The organism is Shinella sedimenti (assembly GCF_022601905.1).
Taxonomy (GTDB): domain Bacteria; phylum Pseudomonadota; class Alphaproteobacteria; order Rhizobiales; family Rhizobiaceae; genus Shinella; species Shinella sedimenti.
On the sequence record NZ_JAKVIN010000006.1, the window covers coordinates 91834 to 109346 of the forward strand.

The following is a 17513-nucleotide window of genomic DNA, read 5'->3' on the forward strand; positions in this document are numbered from 1 at the left end:
CGCGCCGGCTGTTTCTTAACGCACCAGCGTCTCGTCGAGCAGCGCCATCACCTTCTCCGCATCAATGCCGATGCAGGCATGCTGGCTGGGCAGGCCGTCCCAATCGCCCGGCGGGAACGCGCGGCCGTCCGGCTTCTGGATGGTCTGGCCATCCGCGATGCCGCCGGCCACGACGCGGATTGCGCCGCTTCGCGTGGTGAAGAGTTCCGGCGCCACGAGGTAGACGCAGGCGCAACTGTCATGCACCACCATACCCTCGTCCTTCACATGCCGGCCGTAGAAATCGATATAGAACTGCGAGATATCGGAGAGCAGCTTGAGGTGCCTGCCGTTGGCTGCGGTGAGTTCAGCCAGACGCTTGCGCGTCATCACGGTTTTTATCGTCACGTCGAGACCGACGACGATAACCTTCCAGTGCGCGCCCATCACCACGTCGGCCGCTTCCGGGTCGCCGTGAATGTTGGCCTCGGCGGCGGGCGTGATGTTGCCGGGCACATCGAAGGCGCCGCCCATAATGATGACCTGCTTCACAAGGCCCGCGATTTCAGGGTCTTCCTTAAGGGCATCCGCAAGGTTCGACATGCGGCCGACGGCAATCAGCGTCACTTCGCCTGGATTGGCGCGAACGGTGTCGATGATGAAGCGATGGGCCGGACGCGGATCGATGGGAAGATCGATCGTCTCGGGTACACCAATATTGCCCAACCCGTCATGGCCGTGGATCATCACCGGCCAGTCGGCGGTATTGCGCGCCGGATCGTAGGTCTGGCCGTTGCCCTTGGCGACGGGTGCACTGATGCCCCATTCCCGCTTGAGAAACAGCGCGTTGCGCGTGGTCGTCTCGATAGAGGCATTGCCGAAGACGGTGGTGATGCCGATCAGGTCGATTTCGGGATGATTGTGCAGGAACAGCAGCGCCATGGCGTCATCGACGCCAGGGTCCGTGTCGAAAATTACCTTATGCATATGTTTCTCTGTCTTGTTTTTCTTATGAAGAGCGTGCCGCCTACTGGAAGCGGGCGATGGAGAAGGGGGTAAGCGCATCGTCGCGTTGGCCGGCCAGCAGCCGGGCGACGTGACGGCCGGTCGTGGCTGAAAGCGTCAGGCCGAGATGGCCGTGGCCGAAGGCGAAGGCAATGCGCGGGTCGCGCGGGTGCAGGCTGATCACCGGCAGCGAATCCGGTGTGGAGGGACGCCGGCCCATCCATTCCGTGCCGCCTTCCTCCTGAAGATCTGGCACGTAGCGGCGCATCTTCCTGCGCATGGCGGCGGCGCGCTTGTAGTTGGCAGGTGCTTCGGGAGATGCGAGCTCGACAGCGCCGCCGATGCGCAGTGCGTTCTCGAAGGGTGTCGCGACAAATCCATGCTCGGAAAAGAAGACGGGCATTTCAAGCGTCGTCGACGGGTTCATGAAGGTCGTGTTGTAGCCGCGCTCTGTTTCCAGCAGAACCTTGAGGCCCAGATCGGCGACGAAGCGGCGCGACCAGACACCGGCGGTAATCACCAGCTTGTCAAAGGTGAATTCCCGTCCGCCTTCGGTCCTGACGATGACGCCGTCTGCACCCTGCGCCACAGAGGCGATCGTCGCGTCCAGCAACGTGGCGCGCTCGCGCAGCACCGCCTGCAGGCGGCGAAGGAACGTCAGGGGATAATCGAAGGTGCGGTAGCCGTCGTTGAAAATGGCACCTGCGAAACTGCCCTGCAGGGCGGGCACACGACGGCGTGCTTCCTCCGGATCGAGTTTCTCGACATTGCAGCCTATCAGCCGGGCATTCCCGGTCTCGTGGGCAAACGCCTTGTCGCGCGCCGCAATACTGTCGAAGACCGTCAGCGCGCCGGTGTCGCGCATGTGGCCGGAAATACCCGCAAGATTGCCGAGATGCACATGGTCGGCCTCGGCCGTTTTCATGAGATGAAGCAGGGCGGTGCGACTGGCGGCGACCTTGCCGGCGCGCGCGGAGAGCAGCAACCGGACGAGCCATGGGGCAAGCGCTGGCAGGTCCTGCCAGCGCAGGGTGAGGGGGCCAAGCGGATCGAGCAGCCATTTCGGGACGGAGAGCAACATGTCCGGCCGGGCGATCGGGTCGATTTCCGGCACCGCCAGGATGCCGGCATTGCCGACGGATGCGGGGAGGCCGCCGGCATCGCTCTCCAGAATGGTAACGCTGTGGCCTTGCTCAAGCAGATGAAGGGCTGTGGCGCAGCCGATGATGCCGCCGCCGACGATTCCGATATGCGCCATGCCGTCCCGTTTGTGTCGATTTCAACGCTGGCGGCCGAAGCATGCCGGCCGTTTGCGCCGGACGATAAACGCAAACGGCATGGCTGTCGACAGCGCACAAATCGTCGCGATCAGACCTGTTCGGCCGGCCTGCGGTTGCGCGCGACCTGCCGCACGAAGGCGATAACGAAGAGGATCGACATCAGAAGCACGATCGTCGGCGCCGGCGCGCTATCGATGATGAAGCTCAGCCAGATCCCGAAGAACGAGGACCCGACAGCCACGAGCACGGCGACGGCGAGCATTGTCGGAAAACGCCGCGTCAGAAGTGCGGCGATGGCTCCAGGCGCCACGAGCATGGCGATGGCGATGATGATGCCGACAGCCTTCAACGCGCCCACGACGACGAGCGAAAGCACGGCCAGCAGCCCGTAATGCAGCAACCTGACCGGCAGGCCGATGGCCGATGCATGCTGCCTGTCGAAGGCATGAACCAGCAGGTCCTTGCGGAAGGCGAGGATGAAACCTGTGGAAGCGGCAGCGATAACCCCGGTTTCCAGAAGGTCGGAGGCACCGATGCCCAGCATGTCGCCAAACAGGATGTGGTCGAGGTGGATATCGGGCTGGATCTTCACATAGAGCACCAGACCGAGCGCGAACATGCCGGAAAAGACGATGCCGAGAACGGTATCCTCCTTCACGCGGCTGTTATCCTTGAGATACCCGGCCGCCAGCGCGCAGAACAGGCCCGCGACGAAGGCGCCGGCAGCGAAGGGGAGGCCGAGCACATAGGCACCGACGACGCCCGGCAGTACGGCATGGGAGACGGCATCGCCCATCAGCGACCAGCCCTTGAGGACGAGGTAGCAGGACAGGAGCGCCATCGGCACGGCGATCACCAGCGTCACCAAAAAGGCATTCTGCATGAAGCCGAGCCGGAAAGGCAGAAGCGCGAGTTCAAGCGTTTCAGTCATGACGGAAGGCTTTCCGTGGTTTCGAGTGCCAGGCGGCTTTTGCGGCGGACGGCGAGCAGTCCGTGTTTCGGTGCGAAGAGGAAAGCCGCGAGGAAGATCGCTGTCTGTAGCACGACAATGATGCCGCCGGTCGCTCCGTCGAGGAAATAGGAGAGGTAGGCGCCGACGAAGCTGGTTCCCGCGCCAAGCGCGGCGGCGATCACGATGAGACGCTGGAAGCGATCGGTCAGGAGATAGGCGGTCGCGCCCGGAGTCACCACCATGGCGACGACCAGAAATGCGCCGACGGTCTGCATGGCGGCGACCGTGGAGGCGCTGAGCAGGGTGAAGAACAGGATCTTCAGGCCCGTCGGATTGAGACCGATGGAGCGGGCGTGACTCTCGTCGAAGAAGGCGACCATCAGGTCTTTCCACTTGAGAAGGAGGATGACCAGCGTGACGAAGCCGATGATGGCGAGCTGGATCGTATCCTCGCGGGTAATGGCGAGGATATTGCCGAGCACGATGGTCTGGATGTTCACCGGGGTCGGCGAAAGCGAGACCATGAAGAGGCCGAGGCCGAAGAAGGAGGAGAAGATCATGCCGATAATGGCATCCTCCTTCAGCCGCGTCTGACGATTGAGGAAAAGCATGGCGGCGGCGGCGAGCCCGCCGGAAAGGAAGGCGCCCACCGCGAAGGGCAGGCCCAGCATGTACGCGCCGGCCACGCCCGGCACGATCGAGTGCGAGAGCGCGTCGCCGATGAGCGACCAGCCCTTCAGCATAAGATAGGCCGAGAGGAAGCCGCAGATGCAGCCGACCAGCGCGCTCACCCACATGGCATTGACCATGTAGCCATAGGCGAAAGGCTCGATGAGCAGATCGATCACGGCGCCTTCTCCTGCTCGCGCTCGCTATAGATGACGAACGGGCGCTCGTCGTCGGTAATCACCTTGACCGAACGCTTGTCTTCGTCGTCGTGCAGGTCCTGGCCGCCGAGGATGAAGTGACGCAGCACACCGCCGAAGGCCTTCTCCAGATTGGCCTCTGTAAAGGTTTCGGCAGTGGGGCCGGAGGCGATGACCGTGCCCTTGACGAAGACGGTCCGGTCGCAGAAATCCGGCACGCTGCCCAGATTGTGCGTGGAAACCAGCATGACGCGGCCTTCGTCGCGCAGCTTGCCGAGCAATTCGATGATCTGTTCCTCGGTGGTGACGTCGACGCCGGTGAAGGGCTCGTCGAGTAGGATCACCTGGCCCTCCTGCGCCAGCGCACGTGCGAGGAACACACGCTTTCTCTGACCGCCCGAGAGCTCGCCGATCTGGCGCTTGCGAAAAGCGCTCATGTTTACGCGCGAAAGCGCCTCGTCGACCATGTCATGATCATGTTTGGAGGGGATGCGCAGCCAGTTCATGTGGCCGTAGCGGCCCATCATCACGACGTCCTCGACCAGCACGGGAAAGGTCCAGTCGACCTCCTCGGCCTGCGGCACATAGGCGACGAGGTTCTTCTTCAAGGCTTCCTTTACGGAAAGGCCGAGGATCGTCACCTCGCCTGCGGCGATGGGCACGAAGCCCATGATCGCCTTGAAGAGTGTCGACTTGCCGGCGCCGTTGACACCCACAAGGGCGGTGATGGTGCCTTTCGGCACGGAGAAGCTGGCCTGCCGAAGGGCGGTGTGCCCATTGCGATAGGTGACCGTCACATTCTCGGCGACGATGCCGGCGACCTTCTTGGGCTTGCTTCCCATCATCATTTCGAGAGACCTTCCACGATTGTCTCAGACGTCACGCGTAACAGGTCGAGATAGGTCGGCACGGGACCGTCCGCTTTGCTGAGCGAGTCGACATAGAGCACGCCGCCATAGGCAGCGCCCGTTTCCGCCGCGACCTGCTTGGCCGGGTCGGCGGACACCGTGCTTTCGCTGAAGACGACATGAATATTGTGCTCGCGCACCGCATCGATCACCGTCTTCACCTGCTTGGGGGTGCCCTGCTGGTCGGCATTGATCGGCCAGAGGAAGAGTTCCTTCAGGCCAAAATCGCGGGCGAGATAGCTGAACGCGCCTTCGCTGGTGACAAGCCAGCGCTTTTCTTCCGGCAGCGCGCCGATCTTGGCTTTCATCTCCTCGCCGAGCGCCTTGATCTTTTCGCCATAGGCCTTGGCATTGGCGTCGTAGGTTGCGGCGTTTGCCGGATCGAGTGCGACCAGCGCTTTGCGGATGTTCTCGACATAAACAAGCGCGTTGTCCGGCGACATCCAGGCATGGGGGTTCGGCTTGCCCTGATAGGGTCCTTCGACGATGCTCATGGGTTCTATGCCGTCGCTCACGACAATGTTCGGCACGTCACCGAGATTGGCCAGGAACTTCTCGAACCAGAGTTCCAGGTTGAGGCCGTTCCATAGCACCAGCTTGGCGTCCTGCGCTTTTAGGATATCGCGCGGCGTTGGCTGGTAGTTATGGATCTCGGCACCGGGCTTAGTGATGGATTCCACCACGGCGGCATCGCCCGCCACGTTGGCTGCGATATCCGCGATGATCGTGAACGTGGTCACCACTTTCGGCTTTTCCTGTGCGAAGGCGGGCGCCGTGGCGAGAAGCGGCAGGCTGAGGATAAGCGCATTGAATGAACGACGGAGCATGAATGGCCCTAAACTGCTTTTGCGAATGAGTTGCATTAAACTATAGGGCCCTTTCCCGCGCTGTCAACGCTATTGCAAATCATTCGCAACTATGTGCCGAAATGGACCTTTTCCCTTAAAACTTCCGAAACGCCCTGCTTGTAGAGTGCAGTCAGTTCGCGCGCTCTCGGCGCGTTCGTGGTTCTGCGTTCAAGAGAAGTCCGTCGCCCGTGAAGTTGCTCCCGATTTCATTCCGCTTGTCCCGGAAGCTTCTGATCATCGTTGCCGGTGTGACGGTGCTGACCGGCGCGTCCGGTGCCGCGGCCATCTTCGTCGGCCGCGATGTGCTTCTCGGACCCTCGACTGAAACAGTGTCCGGTGCCGCCTGCACCACCGTCACCACCGTCAGGCTGGATCGCGATGGGCAGCAGTGGCTGCGCAAATATGTGCGCTCCGATGCCAAGGACGGGGAGGTGCGCATCAAGACGGCGCTGCGCGTTGCCGGCGCCGTTTCCAATGCGGAGGAGGCCGATCTCTACCAGGTGATCATGCTGGATGCCGCTGGTCCGGTTTATCGCGCGGACATGCGTGGCCGCGCCATCGGCGCTGAAGTCCTCTTCGCGCGCGACCCCTCCGCCATCCCTGGTATGAGCGCGCCTTTCGTTGCCCGCTATACAGATGGAAAGCCGGCGGGCAATGGCGAGTTCTATGGCGAACGCAAGGAGCTTTCGCTCGACGAGATCAAGACCATCGTCACCGCCATGACGGAACGGGAAGACTGTATCGATCCCAATGCGGTGGCCGAGGCCGACAAATCCGGCGGCCATGGCGAGGCGAAGACGGAGGAGGGCGGCCACGAGGCCCCGGCCGATGGCCACGCCTCTGCCGACAAGGCCGACGAGGGCTCGCACGAGGTTGCCTCGAGCGGTCACTGACGGCGTTTCCGCCCGCCGCATGGCAACTTTGCCGTTGTACAGCACCACCCAACTTTGCTAGCAGAAGCACACGATTTTGACCCCGTACCGGCCGGTGTGCCGACCTTCTCCTGATCGAGAGGGTGAGGAAAGTTGACATGCCCGATCTTCTGCTTGAACTCCGCTCCGAGGAAATTCCTGCCCGCATGCAGCGCAAGGCGGCAGGCGACCTGAAGAAGCTGGTCACCGACGCGCTCGTCGAGGCGGGCCTTACCTATGAGGGCGCACGCGAATACTGGACCCCGCGTCGTCTGACGCTGGATGTCCGCGGCCTCAATGCCCGTTCAAGCGATGTACGCGAGGATATCAAGGGGCCCGCGACATCTGTGCCGGAGCAGGCGATCCAGGGTTTCCTGCGCAAGGCCGGCCTTTCCTCGATCGCCGAGGCCCATGTCCACAGCGATCCGAAGAAGGGGGACTTCTACGTCGCCCACGTCGTCAAACCGGGCCGCGTGGCCGATGAGATCATCGCCGATGTGATGCCCGGCATTATCAGGAATTTTCCCTGGCCGAAGCCGATGCGCTCCGGTGTGGAGTCGGCCAAGCCCGGTTCGCTGCAATGGGTGCGCCCGCTGCAATCCATCGTCTGCACCTTCGGTTCGGAAACCGAGGAAACGCGTGTCGTGCCGTTCGAGATTGGCGGCATCGTTGCGGGCAACGTTACCTATGGCCACCGTTTCCACGCTCCGGAGCCGATCACCGTGCGCCGTTTCGAGGATTATGCCGCCAGCCTCGAGAAGGCCAAGGTGGTGCTCGATGCGGAGCGCCGCAAGCAGATCATCGCGACCGACGCTAACAATATCGCCTTCGCCAACGGCCTTGAACTGGTCGAGGACGAAGGGCTTCTGGAAGAGGTGTCCGGCCTCGTCGAATGGCCGCAGGTACTGATGGGCACTTTCGAGGAGGATTTCCTGTCGATCCCGTCGGAAATCATCCGCCTGACTATCAAGACGAACCAGAAGTGTTTCGTGACCCGCAAGCCGGGCGCCGACACGCTCTCCAACCACTTCATTCTCGTTTCGAATATCGAGGCGAAGGATGGCGGCAAGGAGATCGTGCACGGCAACGGCAAGGTCGTGCGCGCGCGGCTCTCCGATGCCAAGCATTTCTGGCTGCGCGACCAGGGCGACCTGCCGGATCTCGACACGCTGAAGGCCTCGGCCGAAAAGTTCGGTCTCGATCTTTCGAAGCCGCTCGACCAGCGCATGGCCAAGCTCGACGCCCTCAACGTGACCTTCCACGCCAAGCTCGGCACGCAGGGCGAACGCGTCGCGCGCATCCGCACGCTCGCAGCGGAACTCGCCCCGATCATCGGCGCCGATCCGGCGCTGGTTGATAGAGCCGTGGTGCTCGCCAAGGCGGATTTGCGCACTGAGGCCGTCGGCGAGTTCCCCGAACTCCAGGGCATCATGGGCCGCAAATACGCGCTCCTGCAAGGTGAAGATGCGTCGGTGGCCGAGGCCATCGAGGATCATTACAAGCCGCAGGGCCCGTCCGACCGCGTGCCCTCGGGCAAGGTCGGTCTCACGGTCGCGCTGGCCGACAAGCTCGATACGCTGATCGGCTTCTGGGCGATCGACGAAAAGCCGACCGGCTCGAAGGACCCCTACGCTCTGCGCCGCGCCGCGCTCGGGGTGATCCGCATGCTGCTCGAAAAGAACATCCGGCTGCCGCTCCTGACGGTGGTGAAAGACGCCGATCTCGTGTCCTTCTTCCACGATCGTCTCAAGGTCTACCTGCGTGACATGGGCGCGCGCCATGACCTGATCGACGCGGTCCTGACATCTGACGCCGACGATCTGCTCATGGTGGCCCGTCGCGTGGAAGCCCTGACAGCGTTCATCACGTCCGAGGAAGGTCGCAACCTGCTTGCCGGCACCAAGCGTGCGACGCAGCTGCTGGCCGCCGAAGAGAAGAAGGGCACGGTAGTCGAAGTCGCCGTCTCGCCCGATCTTCTGACGCTGGATGCCGAGAAGGCGCTTCACGCAGCCATCGACACGGCCTCCAGGGATGCCGCTGCCGCTGTGGCCGGGGAGGATTTCCGCTCCGCCATGGCCGCGCTTTCGACGCTTCGCGCGCCGGTCGACCAGTTCTTCACCGACGTTCTCGTGAATGACGAAGACCCGGCGGTCCGAGCCAACCGCCTGGCGCTGCTCTCCGCCATCCGTGCTGCGACCGGCACGGTTGCCGATTTCTCCAAGATCGCGGGATGAGGTGCCGGCGCTGATGACCGGGAAGATCCTCATCAGCGCGTGCCTTGCGGGGCTGCCGGTCCGCTACAACGGATCGGCCAAGCCGTTGCTTCACGAGGCCGTGGATCGCTGGCGTGCGGCGGGACGGCTGGTGACGCTCTGTCCCGAACTGGCCGGCGGATTCGCCGTGCCTCGGCCTCCCGCGGAAATCGAAAACGGCCTGGATGGCGACGATGTGCTCGACGGGCGGGCGCGTGTGCTGGAAATTTACGGCCTCGATGTGTCGGCGGCCTATATTGAGGGCGCGCGTATCGCGCTCGACGTGGCTCTCGCAAATGGTTGCAGGCATGCGCTGCTCATCGACGGCAGCCCGTCCTGCGGGTCAGGCTTTATCTATGATGGCTCGTTTTCCGGCGTGCGGCATGGCGGAAAGGGCGTGACGGCGGCGCTTTTGCGTCGAAACGGGATTGCCGTCTACTCTGACCTTGAAGTGGATGCGCTGGCGCGTGATCTCTCGGAGACCACCTGACACGCATACGCCCCTGCTTGAGGTCAGGGGCGCAACGTCCGCTTTCGCGAATTCCCGTCAGTCTGGAGGGACCGAGAGGCAGGGTCCTTCCAATATGGGGTCATTCCACGCGAAGTTCAAACTTTGCCGGATCAAACTCCCGTGAGGTGGCAACGGCGGCGGTCGTCGTCTCATGGGCTGCATCCGTGCCGAGTGCGCTCGTCTTGGCGCTTGTGTCGACGGTTTCGGCCACCGCGTTCTCGTCCAGCGGCTTTTCGGCCTCGGCCGCCTGGACCGTCTCGGTGGGCGCCTTGTTGACGAACAATACCGGCGAGCCACCCATCCACGCTTCCGTACGGAAAATCTTGCGCTCGCCGTTCTGTTCGCGGATTTCGATCTTCTGCGTGCCGGGCGCGATTGCATCGACGTGATAGGTCGATGTCTTTGCCTTCGGCTTCAGCGCGGGGCACTCATCGCAGCGCACCGTCGAGATGCTCGAGGATGAGGTGGTGGCAGGCACGATCTCGATCGAGCCGGCAAAGGCGGGCGTGGCGAGCAGGAGCAGGCCAAAGGTCGGCAGCAGGGTACGCATCAACGGGTCTCCCTCATGGTTGAGGGAAGAATAGCCGCGACGGGTTACGGTCTCGTCAGGAGAGATGGTAAAATTTGAGCAAACCGGGCAGCCGTGGTTGCAGTCTCAGGCCTGTTCGCGGGCAACGGCGCGCCAGCCGATATCGCGGCGGCAGAAGCCGTTGTCCCACGCCACCGCGTCGACGGCGGCATAAGCGGCCTTCTGCGCTTCCGCCACTGTCGGCGCGACGGCGGTGACATTGAGAACGCGTCCGCCCGTTGCAACCAGCTGTCCGTCCTTGAGGGCTGTCCCGGCATGGAACACCTTCGTTGCCGCGCCGTTCGTCGGCAGCGACAGGATGGGTGTGTTTTTCTCGTAGCCACCCGGGTAGCCCTTCGACGCCATCACGACAGTCAGCGCCGGCGCGTCGCGCCATTCGGCGGTGACCTTGTCGAGCCGGCCAACGGCGGCCGCGTGGAGGATGGGCAGCAGGTCGCTTTCGAGCCGCATCATCAGCACCTGGCATTCGGGATCGCCGAAACGCACGTTGTATTCAATGAGTTCGGGGCCCTTGGCGGTGATCATCAGGCCGGCAAAAAGCACGCCCTGGAACGCATGGCCATCTGCCGCCATGCCGCGGATCGTCGGCTCGATGATTTCCTTCATCGTGCGCTCGACCATGTCGGGCGTCATCACCGGGGCGGGCGAATAGGCGCCCATGCCGCCGGTATTGGGGCCGGTATCACCATCGCCGACGCGCTTGTGATCCTGTGCCGAGGCAAGCGGCAGGGCATTCACGCCGTCGCACAGGCAAAAGAAGCTGGCTTCCTCGCCATCAAGGAACGCCTCGACGACGACTTCTGCGCCAGCGGCACCAAATGCGCCGTCGAAGCAGTCATCGATCGCGGCCAGCGCCTCGTCCAGCGTCATGGCCACGGTCACGCCCTTGCCGGCAGCAAGGCCGTCGGCCTTAATGACGATGGGGGCACCCTGTTCGCGGACATAAGTCTTGGCAGCTACTGCGTCCGTAAAGCGCTGGTAGGCGCCGGTGGGGATGTCGTATTTCGCGCAAAGGTCCTTGGTGAAACCCTTGGAGCCCTCGAGCTGCGCAGCCGCAGCCGATGGGCCGAAGACGTCGATACCCTTGGAGCGCAGCACGTCGGCCATTCCCGCAACCAACGGCGCTTCCGGGCCGACGACGACGAAGGAGACGCCGTTATCGGAACAGAAGGCCGCAACGGCTTCGTGGTCTTCGATATCGAGCGCCACCAGCGTCGCGCATTCGGATATGCCGGGATTGCCGGAAGCCGCATAAAGCGCGGTCAAAAGCGGCGACTGCGCCAGCTTCCAGGCAAGGGCGTGTTCGCGTCCGCCTGATCCGATCAACAGAACCTTCATGCCCGTACCCTCGATCCGTCAGTGATTAGCAGGCGGGTTAAGGGGACGGGGGCGAAAGGTCAAGGGCCGGGGACCCTCAGAGGGTCGCAGCACCCTTTTCCTCGACAGAACGGCCGAGGTTTTCCAGTTCGGTGTCGATCAGGTGTACGTCCTCGTACCAGCCATCATCATCCACCATCGCGCTTTCGGTGGCGGCGCGCTGAAGGGCGCGTGCTTCGCTGCGAAGTTTCTCGAGCCTTGCGATCTTCTCCTGGCGGGAAAGGCCCGTTTCGCTTCGGATTTCCTGAAGCTTCAACTCCATCGTGCTTACGGTCATCGGAAACTCCTTGTTTCAATTTCCTAAAACGCAAACTGGAGCGAATCGTTCCTGTAACGGGCGCGGACGCGATGGTTAGCAAATCGGTAATCAAACATGGATAATTCTGGGCAATCAAAGTTCACGGCGGCCTGCTGCGGGGCCGCCGGTCAAGCGAGGATTGTGTTTTGAGTATCCGTGTTACGACCGCAATGACTGCGGCTGCGCTTCTGCTTGCGCCCGTATCCGCCAGCGCCGGCGACTATTTCTGGTCCGGCGACTGGTATCTGAAGGTGGGTGCGGCCGGGTTTTCCGCTCCGCGCTACGAGGGGTCCAAGAAGTACCTTTTCCAGGTCACGCCGCTGATCTCGCTTGGCAAGGCCGGCAGCACGGTTCGCTTCTCCTCGCGCAACGACAATCCGTCCTTTGCGCTCATCGACAACGGCGCTTTTCGCGCCGGCGCGACCGGCAAGCTGATCATGCCGCGCGACGAGGGTGACTCGGACGATCTCAAGGGCCTGACGCCGGTCAAGTTCGGCGGTGAGCTCGGCGCTTTCGCCGAAGTCTATCCGACGGATTTCCTGCGCCTGCGCGGCGAAGTGCGTCATGGTATCCGCAGCCATCATGGCGTGGTTGCCGATATTGCGGCAGATGCCTTCGTCGACGTCGTGCCTAATGTCCGGGTTTCGGCAGGCCCGCGCATGACCATTGCGTCCAAAGACTACATGAAAACATATTACGGCGTGAAGCCGAGCGAAGTGGCGGCGTCCGGTCTCTCGGCCTACGATCCGGGCGGCGGCATCCAGTCCGTCGGCGCGGGTGCCGCGATCACCTGGCAGGTCAACGAGAAGATCGAGACGAGTGCCTTTGCCGAATACAAGCGCCTTGTCGGCCCGGCGGCGGACTCGAGCATGGTCAAGCAGCGCGGCGACCGCGATCAGTTCCTGATCGGTGTCGCGGCGACCTACAGGTTCGATTTCACGCTCCGCTAAACCGAAAGCGCCGTCGCGGGCTTATGGTTGCGACGGCGTGCCGCTTGACCGGAACGTGGACGCTTGCGATCAAGGTGCATGATCACCACCTCGACCGATTCCGGCCGCGTTGCCGACGCACCGTCCAACAACTGGGTCTATCGCGCGCTGCCGCGCGCACTCTGGCCCTACGCGCAGCTTGCGCGCTGGGATCGGCCGATCGGCTGGCAGCTGCTCATGTGGCCGTGCTTCTGGTCGGCTGCGCTCGCCGCCAATGTCGCGGCCGCCGCGGGGACGTTCGACTGGACGCGATTCGCCTTCCATCTCGCACTGTTCTTTATCGGCTCCGTTGCCATGCGGGGCGCAGGCTGCACCTATAACGATCTCGTCGACCACGATATCGATAATGCGGTGGCGCGCACCCGCTCGCGTCCGCTGCCGTCCGGCCGCGTTACGCGCCGGCAGGCGAAGGTGTTCATGCTCCTGCAAACGCTGGTCGGCCTCGTTGTGCTGCTGCAGTTCAACCTGTTCGCCATGCTGCTTGCGATCGCTTCGCTGCTGATCGTCGCGATCTATCCCTTTGCGAAACGCTTCACGGACTGGCCGCAGTTCTTCCTCGGCATGGCGTTTTCCTGGGGAGCGCTCATGGGCTGGGCCGCTGAATTTGGCAAGCTGTCCCTTGCAGCCGGCGCCCTCTATGTCGCCGCAATCGCCTGGACCGTCGGTTACGATACCATCTACGCCCATCAGGACAAGGAAGATGACGCACTCATCGGCGTGCGCTCCACCGCGCGCCTGTTTGGCGAACGAACCAAGCAATGGCTGGTCGGTCTTTACGGCCTGACCGTTGGGCTGATTGCCGTCTCTTTCTGGCTTGCCGGCGTCGGCCTCGTCGCGTGGCTGGGGCTCTTCGTCGCAGCTTTCATGCTGGCCTGGCAGATCAGGACACTCGACATCGACGATCCAAAGCAGTGCCTGGCGCTCTTCAAGTTCAACGGCGTCGTCGGCCTTAGTATCTTCCTCGCGCTGGCTGTCGCCATTCCCTTTGCCTGATCCTTAACCGCGGTGCGTGCCGTTCTGCGAGCGAAGGCCTGCGCGACGGAGCGTTGCGGGATGCATGGCAAGCTCGAAGCCGCGGCGTGGCGGACGTCCATGTGAGACGAGGGATGCATCCGCCTTGCGGAGATGGATGAGGAGTGTGGTGAAGAGCTTTGCCATGTGATCCGTCCCTTGCGTTCGTTTCCGGCCTGACCGGTGTTGAACGCTATGTGGCACGAAGGGGCGGAGGCGGCTGTTCCTGCGGGAACAGGCTGGCGCGAAAAAGCCGGCCGCAGGGAACGGCCGGCTTTTCATGGAGGTCATAGGTCGGCGCATGCTCAACGGCGGGCGATGATTTCCCGTCCGTCGATCTTCATCTGGACGCCGAGCTTGCCCGTCGTGCGGCGCACGAGGAAACGCGGACGGCGGTCCGCAAAGTAGGAATGGCGACGGCGCGGCTTGGCCGGGCGGCTGCCCACGGTGAGATTTTCATCGAGAGGCCGGGCCACGCCATCGGCTTCAACCATCAGCATGGGGATGCGGTAGGCATCCGACCAGCTGCGCCAGTCGGCGGCGATATCGCAAAGATCGTGCGCCACCAGCAGCGGAATGCAGAGATCCGGGTCGTCGTGGTGGAGTTCGAGGGTGACGGTCACGTCGCCGTTGCCATGGTCGATGGCGCGGGCGGCGACGCCCTTGAAGGCGCGAGCCGGCAGCGCGATGGAAAGCGGAAGGCCGCTCGACGGCAGAACCTTGCGCAATACTGCCCCGCGCTCGTCGAGGGTGATGGTGGCATCGGTTCCCTCGGCGCGCAGCTCGAACGATACCTGCTGCGGGAAGCGCTTGGGATCGAGCCGGAGCGTGTTGCCGGCCCATGCCGGCTTGGAAACGGTATTCAGCATGTCTTTCGCCCTTGTTTTCCTTGAGAGCCGGTATCCGGTCTTCTCATCGGGACTTTTCGTCCTCTGAGAGCGAGAATAAGCGCGGTCCCTTCCGAGCCGCTTAAAAATTGCGGTTAAGAAAACTTTGCGGTTCCCGATGGTTAGCAAAACCGAACCGGCTAGGGTTTCGAACTTATGAACGCCGGCGGGGCAATGTGTGCGGTGCCGTGCCGACAGGTCGGGACAAGCCTCGACGGCGACAATAGAGCCGATCGGCTTGCCGATGACTGGAAGGAACGGTTCCCGATGCTGTCGACCTATACGAGCTACAACCTCATCGCGAAGGACCTGTTGAAGTCGCTGGACAGAACGGCGACGGAGACGGTCAATGCGCGCGATGCCGCCTATTACAAGGAGAATATCGGCAAGGTTACCTCGGTCGACGCGTTCCTCGACGATCACCGGCTCTATTCCTATGCGGTCAAGGCCTATGGTCTGGACGACATGGGTTACGCCAAGGCCTTTATGCGCAAGGTGCTCGACAGCGACCTTGCCGACCCCAACAGCTTTGCCAACAAGCTGACGGACGAGCGCTACCGTAACTTTGCGAGCGCCTTCACCTTCAACACCTCCACAACGGCGACAGCCCAGACCGAAGCGCAGCTCGATGAAGTCATCGGCCTTTACACCGCGGGCGCAGCCAATGCCGGATCGGCGATCAAGGAGGAGAGCCGGTACTACAATGCCGTGATCGACCAGATCACGAACGTCGATCAGCTTCTCAACAACGATCGGCTGCGAAGCTATGTCTTCACGGCCTTCGGTATCGACCCCAAGACATACTCGCGCGAGGCCGTGCGTGGTGCGCTTTCGAGCGACCTGAACGATCCGTCCAGTTACATCAACACGCAGTTCGGTGCCGGTGTGATTGCAGCCCAGGAGGCCCGGCAGGTGGCGAGCGATGCGCTGGCCCCGCTACAGCTGCGCGAGACGCATCTGACACGCATCACCAAGCTCGAAACCGACATCCCGGCCTTGCAGACCCAGATCACCGACCTGGATGCCGAGATCGCCCGGCTTTCGACCAATCCGGATGGGCTTGGCGCTGCGGAGCTTCAAGCGCTCATCGACAGCAAGGAGGCGGCGAAGGCGACCCTCCAGACCCGCCGTTCGGATTATCAGGCGGAACTGGTCGAAAAGCAGACCGCCGTGGCCGATCTCGATGCGGTGCTGGTTCCGCGCGCGGAAGCGGCGTCCCGCATCGCGTCGCTCAAGACGGAAATCGCGCGTCAGGACACGATCATTTCGAGTGCCAACAAGTACTTCATGCTTGCAGCGGCGTTTAATTTCGCAGCGGACGGGACGGCGGTGGCCGGAACGGTTCAGGATACAAGCCAGAAGACGAGTACTCAGGAACTCTACACGCTTTCCAATCCGCGTGTGACGACGGCTGCGGCCCTGATCCATCAGGAGTATTTCGAAAGCCGGATCGGCAGCATCACCACCGCACAGGAAATTGCCGATGACTCGCGCCTCGTCGCCTATCTGAAGGTGGCCTACGGGCTCGACAAGCTTTCGGTCGGCAGCCTGACGATCCGCAATATCATCACGAGCGATCCTGACCCGAACAACCCGTCGAGCTACATCAACGCCTTCGGCGGCGCCGACAAGGCCAATTATGTCGCGTTGCGCGCGGCCTTCAATTTTCAGGAGGACGGAACGCTTGCTGCGGGTGACAGCGCGCAGACGGCCACACAGACGGCGAAAACCGCCGGCGCATATCTCACACATTATAATGACAAGGACGAAGAGGCCGACGCGCTCGCCATCAAGCGCTTCAAGGGACAGATCGGCGCCGTGAAGACCTTGCAGGACTTCCTCGGCGAGTCCACGCTCTACAGCTTCGCGTTGAAGGCCTTCGGCATCGATCCGGCCAAAGTCTCGGCGTTTACAATCAAGAATGTGCTGAAAAGCGATCTCAACGACCTGAAAAGCTACGTGTATCAATTGAAGGACGAGCGCTTCGTCGAACTGGCGAAGGCGTTCAATTTCGGGCCGGACGGCAATGTGACGGCGCCCAAGCTGGCGCAGTCGGAAGCCGAAATTCTCGTGATGTCGCGCGCCTATCTGACGGCAAAATCCCGTTTCGGCACGAAAGACGACAAGGAGCTGGCGCAGAAGGAGGCGGAATATTACTCCGCCCAGATGCAGAAAGTGGAGACCGTAAAGGAGTTTCTGTCCGATGCACGCCTCGTGGCTTTCGTACTAACGGCTAACGGGATCGACACCAAAAGCGTCGATGCGGAGTTCATGGCGAAGATCTTCACCTCCGATCTCGACGATCCCAAGAGCTTCGCCAACCAGCAGTCCAACCGCGCCTATCGAAAGATGGTGGCCTCGTTCAACTTCAATTCCGATGGCAAGGTCGTGCAGCCGGATGCCGATGCCGTGCAGTCGCGGCGCGGCATCTACGAGACCATCGACAGTCATGTCCGGCAGATGCTGGAAGAGGAAGCGGGCAGCGACAATGCCGGCGTACGCCTCGCCCTCTATTTCGAGCGCAAGGCCCCGTCGGTCAGCAGTGCCTATGACATTCTTGCGGACGACGCACTGTTTGCGGTCTTCAAGACGCTGTTCCAGCTGCCTGACGAGGTCGGCAGCGCCAACATCGACGCGCAGGCCGACATGATCAAACGTCATCTGGACCTGAAGGACCTGCAGGACCCGGAGAAGGTCTCCAAGATGATCGTGAAGTTCTCGGTTCTATACGATCTGGACAATCAGGCCACGACCGATCCCGCCCTGTCCGTGCTGACCGCTTCGGGTTCGGCCGGCATCAGCGCCGACCTCATGATGTCGCTGGCGCAGCTGCGCACCGGCGGCGCCTGA

At 62.4% G+C, this 17513-nt stretch carries 17 protein-coding genes; 6 read left to right on the forward strand and 11 right to left on the reverse strand.

Translation table 11 applies throughout. The features are described from left to right. Positions 1–15 precede the first annotated feature (15 nt). The 6 genes from MKI86_RS14780 to MKI86_RS14805 all read right to left on the reverse strand — a co-directional run bounded on the left by MKI86_RS14780 (position 16) and on the right by MKI86_RS14805 (position 5817). Positions 16–966, reverse strand: coding sequence for a nucleoside hydrolase (locus MKI86_RS14780; protein ID WP_241601718.1), 951 nt, complete (start codon positions 964–966; stop codon positions 16–18). 40 nt (positions 967–1006) lie between these two features. Further along, the gene (locus tag MKI86_RS14785) at positions 1007–2242 is read right to left on the reverse strand and encodes an NAD(P)/FAD-dependent oxidoreductase (RefSeq protein WP_241601720.1); all 1236 of its coding nucleotides are present in this window, start codon (positions 2240–2242) and stop codon (positions 1007–1009) included. A 110-nt stretch (positions 2243–2352) separates the two neighbouring features. Continuing rightward, the gene (locus MKI86_RS14790; protein ID WP_241601722.1) at positions 2353–3195 is read right to left on the reverse strand and encodes a metal ABC transporter permease; all 843 of its coding nucleotides are present in this window, start codon (positions 3193–3195) and stop codon (positions 2353–2355) included. Beyond that, the gene (locus tag MKI86_RS14795) at positions 3192–4064 is read right to left on the reverse strand and encodes a metal ABC transporter permease (protein ID WP_269470866.1); all 873 of its coding nucleotides are present in this window, start codon (positions 4062–4064) and stop codon (positions 3192–3194) included. Before MKI86_RS14795 ends, MKI86_RS14790 begins: the two co-directional genes overlap by 4 nt. Further along, a complete protein-coding gene (locus MKI86_RS14800) occupies positions 4061–4930 on the reverse strand; it encodes a manganese/iron ABC transporter ATP-binding protein (RefSeq protein ID WP_269470867.1) in 870 nt (289 codons plus the stop codon). Before MKI86_RS14800 ends, MKI86_RS14795 begins: the two co-directional genes overlap by 4 nt. Further along, the gene (locus MKI86_RS14805; RefSeq protein ID WP_241601724.1) at positions 4927–5817 is read right to left on the reverse strand and encodes a metal ABC transporter substrate-binding protein; all 891 of its coding nucleotides are present in this window, start codon (positions 5815–5817) and stop codon (positions 4927–4929) included. The genes MKI86_RS14800 and MKI86_RS14805 overlap by 4 nt, the downstream gene beginning before the upstream one ends. Positions 5818–6053: 236 nt before the next feature. On the opposite strand from MKI86_RS14805, the gene MKI86_RS14810 reads away from it, so the two are divergent. The 3 genes from MKI86_RS14810 to MKI86_RS14820 all read left to right on the forward strand — a co-directional run bounded on the left by MKI86_RS14810 (position 6054) and on the right by MKI86_RS14820 (position 9491). Then, positions 6054–6731 carry a hypothetical protein gene (locus tag MKI86_RS14810; protein WP_241601726.1) on the forward strand — a complete coding sequence of 226 codons (678 nt, stop codon included), beginning with the start codon at positions 6054–6056 and terminating at the stop codon, positions 6729–6731. Between the two features lie 137 nt (positions 6732–6868). Beyond that, positions 6869–8983: a glycine--tRNA ligase subunit beta gene (glyS, locus tag MKI86_RS14815; RefSeq protein WP_241601728.1), complete on the forward strand. Its 2115-nt coding sequence runs from the start codon at positions 6869–6871 to the stop codon at positions 8981–8983. A gap of 13 nt (positions 8984–8996) precedes the next feature. After that, positions 8997–9491, forward strand: a complete 495-nt coding sequence (locus MKI86_RS14820; protein ID WP_241601730.1) for a 2-thiouracil desulfurase family protein — start codon at positions 8997–8999, stop codon at positions 9489–9491. 100 nt (positions 9492–9591) lie between these two features. Here the strand turns inward: MKI86_RS14820 and MKI86_RS14825 are convergent, their stop codons facing one another. From MKI86_RS14825 to MKI86_RS14835, 3 genes are all read right to left on the reverse strand, one after another. Beyond that, positions 9592–10062, reverse strand: a complete 471-nt coding sequence (locus MKI86_RS14825; protein WP_241601731.1) for a plant virulence effector HPE1-like domain-containing protein — start codon at positions 10060–10062, stop codon at positions 9592–9594. Positions 10063–10167: 105 nt separating this feature from the next. Further along, a complete protein-coding gene (purD, locus tag MKI86_RS14830; RefSeq protein WP_241601733.1) occupies positions 10168–11439 on the reverse strand; it encodes a phosphoribosylamine--glycine ligase in 1272 nt (423 codons plus the stop codon). Positions 11440–11515: 76 nt separating this feature from the next. Further along, entirely contained in the window at positions 11516–11755 is a 240-nt protein-coding gene (locus MKI86_RS14835) for a hypothetical protein (RefSeq protein ID WP_241601735.1), read from the reverse strand. Positions 11756–11946: 191 nt separating this feature from the next. Between MKI86_RS14835 and MKI86_RS14840 the strand changes: the two genes are divergently transcribed. Together MKI86_RS14840 and ubiA are read left to right on the forward strand one after the other, a co-directional pair. Further along, positions 11947–12726, forward strand: coding sequence for a MipA/OmpV family protein (locus MKI86_RS14840; protein WP_241602523.1), 780 nt, complete (start codon positions 11947–11949; stop codon positions 12724–12726). Positions 12727–12804: 78 nt separating this feature from the next. Then, positions 12805–13758, forward strand: coding sequence for a 4-hydroxybenzoate octaprenyltransferase (gene ubiA, locus MKI86_RS14845; protein WP_241601737.1), 954 nt, complete (start codon positions 12805–12807; stop codon positions 13756–13758). A gap of 3 nt (positions 13759–13761) precedes the next feature. On the opposite strand, the gene MKI86_RS14850 is transcribed toward ubiA, so the two are convergent. Further along, on the reverse strand, positions 13762–13923 hold the full coding sequence (locus MKI86_RS14850) for a hypothetical protein (RefSeq protein ID WP_241601739.1): 162 nt from the start codon (positions 13921–13923) through the stop codon (positions 13762–13764). A gap of 158 nt (positions 13924–14081) precedes the next feature. Next, positions 14082–14645: a DUF6101 family protein gene (locus MKI86_RS14855; RefSeq protein WP_241601742.1), complete on the reverse strand. Its 564-nt coding sequence runs from the start codon at positions 14643–14645 to the stop codon at positions 14082–14084. A 192-nt stretch (positions 14646–14837) separates the two neighbouring features. Here MKI86_RS14855 and MKI86_RS14860 point away from each other — a divergent pair, with 192 nt between their 5' ends. After that, positions 14838–17513 carry a DUF1217 domain-containing protein gene (locus MKI86_RS14860; RefSeq protein WP_241601744.1) on the forward strand — a complete coding sequence of 892 codons (2676 nt, stop codon included), beginning with the start codon at positions 14838–14840 and terminating at the stop codon, positions 17511–17513.

What these genes read in the sequence shown, in the direction of transcription:
- MKI86_RS14855 (WP_241601742.1), bottom strand. Translation starts at nt 14,645, where the DNA reads ATGCTGAATACCGTTTCCAAGCCGGCATGGGCCGGCAACACGCTCCGG.
- glyS (WP_241601728.1), top strand. Translation starts at nt 6,869, where the DNA reads ATGCCCGATCTTCTGCTTGAACTCCGCTCCGAGGAAATTCCTGCCCGC.
- MKI86_RS14785 (WP_241601720.1), bottom strand. Translation starts at nt 2,242, where the DNA reads ATGGCGCATATCGGAATCGTCGGCGGCGGCATCATCGGCTGCGCCACA.
- MKI86_RS14840 (WP_241602523.1), top strand. Translation starts at nt 11,947, where the DNA reads ATGACTGCGGCTGCGCTTCTGCTTGCGCCCGTATCCGCCAGCGCCGGC.
- purD (WP_241601733.1), bottom strand. Translation starts at nt 11,439, where the DNA reads ATGAAGGTTCTGTTGATCGGATCAGGCGGACGCGAACACGCCCTTGCC.
- ubiA (WP_241601737.1), top strand. Translation starts at nt 12,805, where the DNA reads ATGATCACCACCTCGACCGATTCCGGCCGCGTTGCCGACGCACCGTCC.
- MKI86_RS14825 (WP_241601731.1), bottom strand. Translation starts at nt 10,062, where the DNA reads ATGCGTACCCTGCTGCCGACCTTTGGCCTGCTCCTGCTCGCCACGCCC.
- MKI86_RS14860 (WP_241601744.1), top strand. Translation starts at nt 14,838, where the DNA reads ATGTGTGCGGTGCCGTGCCGACAGGTCGGGACAAGCCTCGACGGCGAC.
- MKI86_RS14805 (WP_241601724.1), bottom strand. Translation starts at nt 5,817, where the DNA reads ATGCTCCGTCGTTCATTCAATGCGCTTATCCTCAGCCTGCCGCTTCTC.
- MKI86_RS14835 (WP_241601735.1), bottom strand. Translation starts at nt 11,755, where the DNA reads ATGACCGTAAGCACGATGGAGTTGAAGCTTCAGGAAATCCGAAGCGAA.
- MKI86_RS14800 (WP_269470867.1), bottom strand. Translation starts at nt 4,930, where the DNA reads ATGATGATGGGAAGCAAGCCCAAGAAGGTCGCCGGCATCGTCGCCGAG.
- MKI86_RS14850 (WP_241601739.1), bottom strand. Translation starts at nt 13,923, where the DNA reads ATGGCAAAGCTCTTCACCACACTCCTCATCCATCTCCGCAAGGCGGAT.
- MKI86_RS14790 (WP_241601722.1), bottom strand. Translation starts at nt 3,195, where the DNA reads ATGACTGAAACGCTTGAACTCGCGCTTCTGCCTTTCCGGCTCGGCTTC.
- MKI86_RS14780 (WP_241601718.1), bottom strand. Translation starts at nt 966, where the DNA reads ATGCATAAGGTAATTTTCGACACGGACCCTGGCGTCGATGACGCCATG.
- MKI86_RS14820 (WP_241601730.1), top strand. Translation starts at nt 8,997, where the DNA reads ATGACCGGGAAGATCCTCATCAGCGCGTGCCTTGCGGGGCTGCCGGTC.